Origin of the sequence: Marinobacter sp. W-8 (assembly GCF_044342215.1) — a bacterium.
Taxonomy (GTDB): Bacteria; Pseudomonadota; Gammaproteobacteria; order Pseudomonadales; family Oleiphilaceae; genus Marinobacter; species Marinobacter nauticus.
This window is the reverse complement of sequence record NZ_CP172297.1, coordinates 191403-203544: the sequence shown is the minus strand read 5'-3', so window position 1 is coordinate 203544 and position 12142 is coordinate 191403. Positions and strand designations below refer to the sequence as shown.

The 12142-nt window shown below is 59.8% G+C and carries 9 protein-coding genes; 7 read left to right on the top strand and 2 right to left on the bottom strand.

The window, feature by feature from the left end:
• Positions 1–8 precede the first annotated feature (8 nt).
• From ACF8YQ_RS00850 to ACF8YQ_RS00840, 3 genes are all read left to right on the top strand, one after another.
• Positions 9–1373 carry a CmpA/NrtA family ABC transporter substrate-binding protein gene (locus ACF8YQ_RS00850; RefSeq protein ID WP_396622326.1) on the top strand — a complete coding sequence of 455 codons (1365 nt, stop codon included), beginning with the start codon at positions 9–11 and terminating at the stop codon, positions 1371–1373.
• Between the two features lie 13 nt (positions 1374–1386).
• Positions 1387–2379, top strand: coding sequence for an ABC transporter permease (locus tag ACF8YQ_RS00845; RefSeq protein ID WP_036149976.1), 993 nt, complete (start codon positions 1387–1389; stop codon positions 2377–2379).
• Positions 2380–2571: 192 nt separating this feature from the next.
• Entirely contained in the window at positions 2572–3432 is an 861-nt protein-coding gene (locus ACF8YQ_RS00840) for an ABC transporter ATP-binding protein (RefSeq protein WP_031211742.1), read from the top strand.
• Positions 3433–3476: 44 nt separating this feature from the next.
• Here the strand turns inward: ACF8YQ_RS00840 and ACF8YQ_RS00835 are convergent, their stop codons facing one another.
• On the bottom strand, positions 3477–4775 hold the full coding sequence (locus tag ACF8YQ_RS00835; RefSeq protein WP_396622325.1) for a nitrate- and nitrite sensing domain-containing protein: 1299 nt from the start codon (positions 4773–4775) through the stop codon (positions 3477–3479).
• A gap of 346 nt (positions 4776–5121) precedes the next feature.
• Here ACF8YQ_RS00835 and ACF8YQ_RS00830 point away from each other — a divergent pair, with 346 nt between their 5' ends.
• The 3 genes from ACF8YQ_RS00830 to nirD all read left to right on the top strand — a co-directional run bounded on the left by ACF8YQ_RS00830 (position 5122) and on the right by nirD (position 9430).
• The gene (locus ACF8YQ_RS00830; protein WP_396622324.1) at positions 5122–6351 is read left to right on the top strand and encodes an NAD(P)/FAD-dependent oxidoreductase; all 1230 of its coding nucleotides are present in this window, start codon (positions 5122–5124) and stop codon (positions 6349–6351) included.
• 27 nt (positions 6352–6378) lie between these two features.
• Positions 6379–8892: a nitrite reductase large subunit NirB gene (gene nirB, locus ACF8YQ_RS00825; protein ID WP_396622323.1), complete on the top strand. Its 2514-nt coding sequence runs from the start codon at positions 6379–6381 to the stop codon at positions 8890–8892.
• Between the two features lie 169 nt (positions 8893–9061).
• The gene (gene nirD, locus ACF8YQ_RS00820) at positions 9062–9430 is read left to right on the top strand and encodes a nitrite reductase small subunit NirD (RefSeq protein WP_396622322.1); all 369 of its coding nucleotides are present in this window, start codon (positions 9062–9064) and stop codon (positions 9428–9430) included.
• Between the two features lie 10 nt (positions 9431–9440).
• On the opposite strand, the gene ACF8YQ_RS00815 is transcribed toward nirD, so the two are convergent.
• On the bottom strand, positions 9441–10106 hold the full coding sequence (locus ACF8YQ_RS00815; RefSeq protein WP_226596815.1) for a nitroreductase: 666 nt from the start codon (positions 10104–10106) through the stop codon (positions 9441–9443).
• A 136-nt stretch (positions 10107–10242) separates the two neighbouring features.
• Between ACF8YQ_RS00815 and ACF8YQ_RS00810 the strand changes: the two genes are divergently transcribed.
• On the top strand, positions 10243–12120 hold the full coding sequence (locus tag ACF8YQ_RS00810; protein WP_396622321.1) for an MFS transporter: 1878 nt from the start codon (positions 10243–10245) through the stop codon (positions 12118–12120).
• Positions 12121–12142: the final 22 nt, after the last annotated feature.

Below are 12142 nucleotides of genomic sequence, written 5' to 3'. Positions count from 1 at the left end.
GCATCACGATGAAGACAGTGAACCATTATGTTCGACCTTTACTGACCGCCACCCTGATCGGCCTGAGTTCCCTGGCCCAGGCCGATATTGGCCCGGCGGAGAAACCCGATCTCAAGCTTGGCTTTATCAAACTCACGGATATGGCGCCCCTGGCGGTTGCCTGGGAACAGGGCTACTTCATGGACGAAGGGTTATTCGTAGAACTCGAAGCCCAGGCGAACTGGAAGGTGCTGCTGGACCGGGTCATCACCGGTGAACTGGATGGTGCCCACATGCTGGCCGGCCAACCCCTGGGCGCATCCATAGGCTATGGCACCCAGGCCGATATCATCACCGCCTTCAGTATGGATCTCAACGGCAACGGTATTACCGTGTCCAACGACGTCTGGGAAGCGATGAAACCAAACCTGGAAATGGAAGGTGATCATCCGGAACACCCGATTTCAGCCAGCGCGCTGAAGCCAGTGGTTGAGCAGACCCGCGCCAACGGCAAGCGCTTCCGCATGGGCATGGTGTTTCCGGTGTCCACCCACAATTACGAACTGCGTTACTGGCTGGCCGCCGGTGGCCTGAATCCCGGCTTCTACGCGCCCCAGCGCGGCGATACCAGCGGCACCATCCAGGCCGACGTGCACCTCTCCGTGACACCGCCGCCCCAGATGCCCGCCACCATGGAAGCAGGCACCATACAGGGCTACTGCGTGGGCGAGCCCTGGAATCAGCAGGCGGTTTTCAAGGGCATCGGTGTGCCTGTGATTACCGACTACGAAATCTGGCCCAACAACCCGGAAAAAGTGTTCGGGGTGACCGAATCCTGGGCCGAGCAGAACCCCAATACCCATCTCCGGTTACTGCGGGCTCTGATCCGCGCAGCTTACTGGCTGGACGAAAACCAGAACGCCAACCGGGAGGCCGCCGTGGACATCCTTGCCCGTCCCAGCTATGTGGGGGCCGACAGGGAAGTGATTGCCAACTCCATGACCGGCACCTTCGAGTATGAAAAGGGCGATGTCCGGGAAGTACCGGATTTCAACGTCTTTTTCCGCTACCACGCTACCTATCCGTATCCGTCTGATGCGATCTGGTACCTGAGCCAGATGCGTCGCTGGGGCCAGATTCCCGAGGCCAAATCCGACGACTGGTATATGAAAACCGCAGCCCGGGTGTATCGGGGCGATCTTTACGCCGAAGCCGCCCAGTCACTGATCGAGGACGGCCTGATGACTGCCAGTGATTTCCCGGACTTTGCCCAGGAGAATTTTGAACGCCCCATGCAGGGAGAGCTGATTGACGGCGTCCCTTTCACTCCGCGCGAACCCAATGCCTACATCAACCGTTTCAGTATCGGCCTGAAAGGGTCGGAGACACCGTAAGGGAGGGCCTGACATGACGACGTTAAGCGCAAGAATCAGTCAGTCCATGGCCAGTGGCAGCCGCCAGCTACTTTCCGGTCTGCAACCGGGCGAATGGCTCAGCCAGGGCAAGCAGCTGCTGTTACCACTGGTTGGTATTCTGGTCTTCCTGGGCTTCTGGCATCTGGCCGCGCCACAGGTGGAAACCTCCCTGGGGGCCTTTCCGGGCCCGGTGCAGGTGTGGGAACAATCCGGACAACTGTGGCAGGAGCATATCAGCCAGCGGGAGCGGGCCGATAAGTTCATCGCCATGCAGGAGGAGCGTAATGCCCGCATTCTGGCCGACAACCCGGAGGCAGACGTCCGTATTCGGGCTTACCCCGGCGCACCCACCTTTCTCGACCAGGTGGTCACCAGCCTGCTGACGGTGCTGGCCGGTTTCGCCCTGGCGTCGCTGATTGCCGTACCTCTGGGCATCGTGTTTGGCCTGAACCGGTATTTCCAGGCTGCGGTGAACCCATTGATACAGATCTTCAAACCGGTCTCTCCGCTGGCCTGGCTGCCGCTGGTGACCATGGTGGTATCGGCCACGTATGTCAGTGACGATCCAATGTTCGAGAAGTCGTTCCTGACCTCAATGATTACGGTCACTCTGTGCAGTCTCTGGCCAACACTGATCAACACCAGCGTTGGAGTGGCAGCGGTGAATCCCGACCTGCTGAACGTCTCCCGGGTACTTCGGCTGTCGTTCTGGACCCACGTTCGCAAGGTGGTATTGCCTTCGTCGGTGCCGATGATCTTTACCGGCTTGCGGGTGTCGCTGGGCATTGCCTGGATGGTGCTGATTGCCGCCGAGATGCTGGCGCAGAGTCCGGGGCTGGGCAAGTTTGTCTGGGATGAGTTCCAGAATGGCAGTAGCCAGTCTTTGAGTCGGATTATGGTGGCGGTGCTGGCCATCGGGTTTATCGGGTTTTTGCTGGATCGGGTCATGCTGTTGATTCAGCGGAAGGTGGCCTGGAATGAGTGACCGACTTTTACCTGTAGCCTCAATTAACCCTGAAATCTCTGACGGCGGAGCATGCCGCACCGGGTGGGTAGTGCCTCCCGGGACACGCGGTGAATACGTCCCTGTATGCTCCGCAAAAACATCCATGTTTTTGAGGGTCCCGGGAGGCACTACCCACCCGGCGCTCGTCTGACCTGTTTAGGGGATCCTGCTATGGCTAAATCACATCTTGAACTAACCGGTGTTGAAATGGCGTTTGATACGCCGAAAGGGCCTTTCATTGCCCTGGACAATGTGAACCTGAAGATCCAGAAAGGGGAGTTTGTTTCACTGATCGGCCATTCCGGCTGCGGAAAATCAACGGTGCTGAACATTGTTGCCGGGTTACTGCAGGCCTCCAGGGGTGGCTGTGTGCTGGATGGGCATGAGGTAAATTCCCCCGGTCCCGAGCGGGCGGTGGTGTTTCAGAATCATGCCCTGATGCCCTGGTTAACGGTGTATGAAAACGTGGAACTGGCGGTCCGGCAGGTGTTTCGCAAGTCGATGACCCGGCAGGAGCGCAAGGACTGGATTACCCATAACCTGGAACTGGTGAATATGGCACACGCCGCCAACAAGCGGCCGGGCGAGATTTCCGGGGGGATGGCGCAACGGGTGGGCATCGCCCGGGCATTGGCCATGAAACCCAGTGTGTTGCTGATGGATGAGCCGTTCGGGGCGCTGGATGCCCTGACACGGGCCCATTTGCAGGATTCACTGATGGAAATTCAGCAGGAGCTGAACAATACCGTGATCATGATTACCCACGATGTGGACGAGGCGGTGCTGTTGTCCGACCGCATTATCATGATGACCAACGGCCCTGCCGCCACGGTGGGGGAGGATCTGCACATTGATCTGCCAAGGCCTCGCAATCGTGTGGCCCTGGCGGACGATGCCCAATATGTGCATTACCGGCAGGAGGTGTTGTCGTTCCTGTACGAGAAGCAGCGCAAGCTGGAGTCACTGAACAGTCGCCGCGGCAGCAGTGCAAAACCCGAGGCGCCGGCAGCCAGGCATTCAGCTTCGGCCTGACTTTATGCCGGGGCGGGGCGCCCCGTCCCGGCCTGGTTCAAGTATCAGCTTAAGACCCCTGCCATGGATACCAGTGCCCGGGCGACTTCGGGCAGTCGCTTGCCCTGGTCCATGGCTAGTTTTCGCAGCAGGCGGTGGGCTTCGTCATTGCTGATGTTGCGGTGTTCCATCAACAGCAGGACGGCCTTTTCCTGGGTACGACGATCTTCCAGAGCTTCTTTGGCGCTCTGCAATTCTTCAGACATCTGGCGCAGGCGGCGGGTCTGTTCCTGGACCAGGTCAAAGATGGATCGGCCTGATTGCTGCCCGACACCTTCCCCGGCCCACGCGTCGGCAGCTCCAGCCTCTACACCGTTATCGCAAACCACCAGCACGGGCGTTGTGGAGGCATGGCGTTGTTCCAGCGAGACCAGCAGGGTTTCCTGATGAGCCAGGGAGTGGCGCGCTTCGGTATAGCGCTCCACACAGCGATGGTGGAAAGCGCTCTCAACCGAATCCTCAATCTTCTTCAGATCGTCCATGCGCTCTGTCATCAGATTGAACCAGCGGTCGGCCATGTCTTTATCCAGAGACTTATAGGGCCCGACCGAAACGGCCATCTGTCGCATCCGCTCAATTTCCAGTTCCCGCGGGTGAGCGCGCAGGGCTTGCCAGAGCGACAGGCTCTCCTCACTGGCGAAGCCGACAAAGACCTCAAAACACCGCTCCTGCGCTTCAACCAGGTGCATCATGCGCCGTGACAGTGCGTTATCGAAGTGTCCGCTGGAGAACCCCGCGGAACCTGCGGCCCGCTCCTGACCACAATATTCCTTTCCGTTCATGACATGCACCATGGCCACAAGCAGTCCCGCAATCGAAGGCTCTGCCACGGTTTCTGCCGCTTCGAAAACGACCGTAATCAGTTGATGAATACTGTCGCAGAACCACTCCGTGGCCTCCGAAACACTGGCCTCCTGGTCATTCACCCGCTGCCGCAACCCGGGCAGTTGGTCGAGGCTGTGCAGGGCGCTGGCGATGTGCCCGAGCAGTGGGCTGCTGACCGGATGGGTGGTGAGGTCCTCCTGAATGTCTGCCAATGCCTGCCGGAAGCTAGCGGCCAACTGGTCATTCTCCCGGACCATCGAGGCCCGCTCCCGGGCAAAGCGTTGGCAGCCGGACCCAAGATACAGATTGGTAGCGCCTCGCTCCCGTTGCAGGCCATGGACCAGATTGCCCACGCTCTGCACCAACCGCCCCATCTGCAGAAAATACTCCAGATTACGGATCTCACACTGGCGGGAGGCCATCAGAAAATCCGCCGCAGTCGCTGTCGCGGTCATACGGGGATGGCGTTTGGTGTTCATGGTGCAGCTCCTGGTGTCGGTACACAGTTGGTTCCTTTCTACCCGGACTGCAGCAATTTACAGGCCAGCCATTCCGGCCCAATCATCGTGCGTTTCGCCCCATCCCGGGGCACCCTTTTGATGCCCACCAGCCGGCCTCCTTCGGCGGACTAACCTAAGCTATTGAATAATAAAGCCTCAAAAAGTTGGCACGGAGATCGCAAACACTTAGGCAAGGACGACTGTCCCGGCCATGGAATCAGGCCGGACCATCAGATCATTGTTGTTGGCATTGGTGCCGGACCATCTGTTCTCTTCGGAGAGCATGATGCTCCGGCTTTTTTTGTTGCTGGAGGCACTCAGTTCCATGGAACACACACAGGACAACCCACTGGTGATCTGCGGCCATGGCATGGTCGCGCAGCGGCTGCTGGAGCAACTGGTAGCCCAGGGGCATCCGTTCAGCCGCATTGTAGTGTTTAACGGTGAGCCCTTCGCTGCCTACAACCGGATCCAGTTGTCGTCATTACTGGCCGATCAGATTCAGGAAACCGATCTGGAACTGAAACCCTGGCAGTGGTTCCACAAGCACCGAATAGAGGTGTACCAGCATGAGCCTGTCACCCATATCAGTCCGGGCCAGCGCCAGGTAACAACCGCCTGTGGTCGCACCCAGTCCTATCACACGCTGGTGCTGGCTACCGGAGCACAGCCCTCCCGCCTTGGTCTCCCCGGTGAAGACCTTGACGGCGTGATGAACTTCCGGGATCTGGCCGACACCCGCACGCTGATCCGGCAGACGAAGACACACCGTCGGGCCGTGGTGATCGGCGGCGGCTTTCTCGGCCTGGAGGCGGCCGAAGGGCTCAGGACCCGGGGCATGGACGTTACGGTGCTGCACCGCAGCGGCCACCTGCTCAACCGACAGCTGAACCCAATCGCCGGCGATATCCTGAAGCAGAAGTTACAGCAGCGGGGGCTGAGTATCCGAACCGGCACCTCGCCGGTCTCCCTGCTCGGCCGGAATCAGGTCCGCGCCGTGGAACTGAGTGACGGCACGGTACTGGCCACTGACCTGGTAGTTATTGCCACCGGCATTGAACCCAACAAGGGATTGGCAGCTGACGCCGGCCTCAACTGTGACCGGGGTATTCGAGTCAATCCAAACCTGATGACGTCCAACCCGCATATCTACGCACTGGGTGAGTGCTGTCAGTTTCAGGAGCACACCTTTGGCCTGGTCGAACCCGGTTACGAGCAGGCCCGAATCCTGGCACAGCATCTTTGCCAGGTACCGGGAGCCAGAGCGTTTGAGCCCGGAGAAGTGGCCACCCGCCTGAAGATCAGTGATCTGGCCATTTTTTCCTGCGGCCGCATAGCCCCGGGCGAGCATACCGAAATCATTGAATGGCAGGACCGAACCCACGCGGTCTACGGTCAACTGCTGCTGGATGGCAACCGGCTGGCCGGCGCCATCCTGCTGGGCGATACCGCCAACGGGCCCTGGTTCAGCGAACTGATTCGCTCCGGCGCAGATGTCTCCCGCTATCGGGACACCATCGCTTTCGGCAAAACCTATTGCGACGCAGCAGCCTGATTGGCTGCCAAGAGAGAGGACAGCATGATGAGTAAACAGACCCTGATCGTGATCGGCAACGGTATGGTTGGCCATCACTTCCTGGAACAGTTCAGCCAGTCCCCGGCGGCCGAGACCTACCGGGTGATCGTGTTCGGTGAGGAGAAGCAGCTGGCCTACGACCGAGTGCATCTGTCGGAGTACTTCACCGGTTCCACCCACGCGGACCTCGCCATGGGCACAGCAGACTGGTACGCGGAACAAGGCATTGATCTTCGCCTGAATGAGCCTGTCACCGCCATCGACCGGAACACCCGCGTGCTGACGACACCGAAAGGGGAGTACACCTACGATCAACTGGTGCTGGCCACCGGCTCCTACCCGTTCGTACCGCCCATCAAGGGCAACGATCAGGATGGCTGCTTTGTGTACCGAACCCTCGACGATCTGGATGCCATTCAGGCCAGTGCCCAGTCCGCAAAAACCGGTGTCGTGGTGGGGGGCGGTCTGCTGGGGCTGGAAGCGGCAAACGCCCTGAAAAGCCTGGGCCTGCAGGCCCATGTGGTGGAATTTGCCCCGCGCCTGATGCCTGTGCAGCTGGACGATCAGGGTGGCGCCCTTTTGCGCCAGAAGATCGAGGATCTGGGCGTGCAGGTGCACACCGAGAAGGCGACCACGGCCATTGTGCCGGGCAGCGACGCGCGGCTGAGGATGAACTTCGCCGACGACAGCCATCTGGAAACCGATCTGATTGTGTTTTCCGCCGGCATCCGTCCCCAGGATACCCTGGCCCGGGCCTGCGGCCTGGAGGTGGGCGAACGCGGCGGGATTGTGGTCAACAATCAATGCACCACCTCAGACCCGAACATTCACGCCATCGGCGAATGCGCACTCTGGAACAACCGTATCTTCGGTCTGGTGGCTCCGGGTTACACCATGGCGCGCACCCTGTCGGCCGCTTTGAACAAAGACACCAGCGCGGCCTTTACCGGTGCCGATATGAGCACCAAACTCAAGCTACTGGGGGTGGATGTGGGCTCCATCGGCGATGCCCATGGCCAGACCCCGGGTGCACGCAATATCCGTTTTCACGATGAGCAGGCCGGCCACTACCGGCGCATGGTGGTGAGCCAGGACGGTAAGACTCTGCTGGGCGCCATTCTGGTAGGCGACAACGGCCCTTACGATACCCTGCTGCAGTACGCCCTCAATGGCATTGAGCTGCCAGCCAACCCGGAGGCGCTGATTCTGCCGGAAAGCGAAGGAGGCGCGCCTGCCCTGGGGGCCGACGCCCTGCCGGACACCGCCTCCATCTGTTCCTGCCACAACGTCACCAAGGGCGATATCTGCGGTGCCATTGACGCCGGTTGCTCCGACCTGGGCGGCGTCAAGGCTGAAACCAAGGCCAGCACCGGCTGCGGCGGCTGCGCGGCACTGCTCAAAAAGGTGGTGGACAGCGAGCTGGAAAAGCGCGGCGTCGAGGTGTGTACCGATCTGTGCGAGCACTTCCCCTACACCCGACAGGAGCTGTTTCATCTGGTGAAGGTGAACGGCATCCGCACCTTCCGGGGTCTGCTCAAACAATACGGCAAGGGCCAGGGCTGCGATATCTGCAAGCCGACTGTGGGTTCGATTCTGGCGACCTGCTGGAACGAGCACATCCTGGCCACGGACCACGTCCCGCTGCAGGACACCAACGACACCTTCATGGCCAACATGCAGAAAAACGGCACTTACTCCATCGTGCCGCGCATTCCGGGCGGTGAGATCACCCCGGACAAGCTGATTGTGCTGGGCGAAGTGGCCAGGGAGTACGATCTGTACACCAAGATCACCGGCGGGCAACGGGTGGATCTGTTCGGCGCCACCCTGAGCGAACTGCCGGAAATCTGGGAGAAGCTGATCGCCGCCGGTTTTGAAACTGGCCACGCCTATGGCAAGTCCCTGCGCACGGTGAAGTCCTGCGTGGGCAGCACCTGGTGCCGCTATGGTGTGCAGGACAGCGTGGGCATGGCGATCACGCTGGAGAATCGCTACAAGGGCCTGCGAGCGCCCCACAAGGTGAAGATGGCGGTCTCTGGCTGCACCCGGGAATGCGCGGAGGCCCAGAGCAAGGACTTCGGGGTGATTGCCACGGAGAAGGGCTGGAACCTGTATGTGTGTGGCAACGGCGGGATGCGGCCACGGCATGCGGATCTGTTTGCCACCGATCTGTCGGATGAGGAGCTGATCCGCACCATCGACCGGGTGGTGATGTTCTATGTGCGCACGGCGGACCGGCTGCAGCGGACGTCGGTCTGGATGGAGAATCTGGAAGGTGGTCTGGAGTATCTGAAGCAGGTAGTGCTGGAGGACAGCCTCGGTATCGGCGAGGAGCTGGAGCAACACATGGCGGATCTGGTGGAGACCTATCAGTGCGAGTGGAAGACCGCCGTTGAGGATCCGGAGAAGCGTAAACGGTTCCGGGAGTTTGTGAATGCGCCGGAGCAGAAGGATCCGGTGCAGCAGTGGACTTCAGAGCGGGGGCAGCGTCGGCCTGTTTTGGAGGTGGCTTCTTCGTAGCCTTCTGGTTTGGGGGCGGAGCGCGGGAGCCGGATTCATTTTCTTCTGGAAAAAATAACTCGCTTTGCTCAGACATCTTTTTTCCTGCCAGAAAATGAATCCGGCTCCCACGCTCACAAACATCTGTGGGATAGGAAACTTAACGACCTTGGAATTTGGAGACTTTGCTATGAAAGCTCGGACTTGTTGGGAAGCAGTGTGCACCGTGGACGATCTGGTAGCTGATTCCGGTATTGCGGTTTGGACCGACGACGGGCCGGTGGCGGTGTTTTATCTGCCACACCGCCTGCCGGCATTGTTTGCCATCAGCCATACCGATCCGTTCAGTGGCTCGAACGTGCTGGCCCGAGGCATTACCGGGGATATCAACGGCGAGCCGGTGGTGGCGTCGCCGTTGTACAAGCAGCATTTCAGCCTGCGCAGCGGGCAATGTCTGGAAGACGAGAACATGCAGGTGAAAGTCTATCCGGTGTTGCTGGACGGCAACCGGATCCGGCTGGAAGTGCCGGTGGCTCAGGCGGCATCGGTGGCCGCCTGAGGTTCGCCTTTCAGCTGATAAATTCGACGTTCTCCGACAGCGGTGCCCTTGGGCTGGTGAGCTGGTTCACCGGGCTGTCGGGGTTGGCGTAGCCGATGGCCATGCCGGCGAAGACTTTGCGGTGTTCAGGCAAGCCCAAGAATTCGCTGATGGTTTTCGGGTACACCGACCAGGATTCCTGGGCGCAGCTGTCGAGGCCCTGTTCTCGGAGTAATAGCATGATGGTTTGCAGGATCATGCCCAGGTCGGACCACTGGGGCGGGCCCATGTTGTCGTCGACGGTGCAGAACAGGCCGACCGGGGCGCCGAAGAATTCGAAGTTGCGTTTGAACCATTCAAAGCGGGCGGCTTTGTCTTCCCTGGGGATGTCGAGCTGGCGGTACATGAGCTCGCCGATTTCGAAGCGGCGGTCGCGGTAGGGCGATTGCAGTTTTGGTGGGTAGATTTCGTATTCCGGCACTTCGTTGAAACCTTTGCTGACCTTCTCCTGCATCAAGGCTTTGAGTCGGGCCAGAGCATCGCCGGTGACCACGTGCAGATGCCAGGGTTGCAGGTTGCCTCCGGATGGCGACCGGGTCGCCGTTTCGATTACCGTTCGAAGCGTGGCTTCAGGCACCGGAGTATCCAGAAAGTCCCGCACCGAGCGGCGTGACACAACAGCCTGCTGAACATCCATAGGCAAGACTCCACATCATCCAGAACATTGGGTTGGGAACACAATCCTGCATCCAGTATGCGCACAACAGCCGCGCTTGACCACCTCCCGGGCGCCGTATAGTCTGCGGCGAACCCCATAGGGAGAGCCTCAGGTTATGGAAGATCACAGTCAGTTTCGCCTGCTATCCGAGCGGCGGTTCCTGCCATTCTTTGTCACCCAGTTTGCCGGTGCCTTCAACGACAACCTGTTCAAGAATGCCTTGTTGCTGCTGGTGACCTACAGCGCCGGGGGCCTGTTTGGCCTGTCGTCGGATGTGGTGGTCAATCTCGCCGCGATGCTGTTTATTCTGCCGTTTTTCCTGTTCTCCGCCATTGCCGGCCAGGTGGCGGACCGGTACGAGAAATCCACGGTTATCCGCTGGATCAAATTCGCCGAGGTGGTGATCATGGGCATTGCCGCGGTCGGTCTCTGGTTTGGCTGGTACGAGGTGTTGTTCCTTCTGCTGTTTCTCACCGGCGTACAATCCGCGTTTTTCGGGCCGGTGAAGTACGCGATCCTGCCCCAGGCCCTGAAAGAATCCGAGCTGGTGGGTGGTAACGCGCTGGTAGAGATGGGCACGTTTGTGGCCATCCTGGTGGGTACCCTGATGGCCGGCGTGATGATGAAAGCTGCGGCTCCCGGCCCCTTGATTGCCATCGCCGTTGCGGTGCTGGCGGTGATTGGCCTGGTGGCTGCCTGGCGGATTCCCAGGGCCGAGGCGGCAGCGCCGGATCTGCGTATTCGTTTCCGGCCGCTGCAGGAAACCTGGAAACTGATGGCCATTGCCCGGGACAATCACAATGTGTTCCTGAGCATCATGGCGATATCATGGTTCTGGTTTCTGGGTGCCGCCTATCTGACCCAGTTTCCGAACTTCGCCAAGACTCACCTGATGGGTGACGAAACGGTCGTCACCTTACTGCTGGCGATTTTCACCATCGGCATCGCCGCCGGCTCCATTGCCTGCGAGCGGCTGTCCGGCCACAAGATTGAACTGGGGATCGTACCCATCGGCTCCATTGGCCTGAGCTTCTTCGGCATCGATCTGTTCTTCAATATGCCGGAGCAGCCGATTTCCTCAGACTGGTGGCTGATCATAACCGATCCCCATTATCGCCAGGTCGCCATTGACCTGTTGGCCATTGGTATCTTTGGCGGCCTGTTTATCGTGCCGCTGTATGCTTATGTCCAGCAGGAAACACCACCGGCCACCCGGGCCCGCGTGATCGCCGCCCTGAATATTTTCAACGCCCTGTTTATGGTGGTCAGCGCGCTGCTGGGCATGCTCATGCTCGGCCTGTTCGGGCTCACCATTCCCGAATTCTTCCTGGTGCTGTCGATCATGAACCTGATGGTGGCGGCCTACGTGTACCAGCAGGTACCGGACTTTGCCCTGCGCTTTGTCATCTGGGTCCTGTCCCACACGATTTATCGGGTCACGCACCACAACCTGGACCGGATACCCGAGCAGGGCCCCGTGCTGCTGGTGTGCAACCACGTCTCCTACATGGATGCCCTGGTGATCGCCGGCGCGGTACGGCGGCCCGTCCGATTCGTAATGGATCACAGCATTTTCGCGACACCGGTCATGGGCGGTTTCTTCCGCCTGGCCAAGGCTATCCCCATTGGTCCGAAATCAAAGGTGCCGGAGATTTACGAAGCCGCTTTCGACCGCATTGATGAAGAACTCGCAGCCGGCCATGTGGTCTGTATTTTCCCGGAAGGCAAACTCACCAAAGACGGCGAGGTCGATACCTTCAAGCCCGGTGTCGACATGATTCTGGCCCGGCGACCGGTACCGGTGGTGCCAATGGCACTGCGCGGCCTCTGGGGCAGCTTTTTCAGCCATTGTGGCGGGCCGGCCTTCAGCCATTGGCCACGGCGGTTCTGGTCCCGGATTCATCTGCTGGCTGGTCTCCCGGTCTCGCCCCACGAGGCCAGTGCCGAGCGTCTGGAACAAAAGGTCAAAGCGCTGCGTGGAGATGCACAATAGTCTTTTCGCCGGGCTTTTTGGT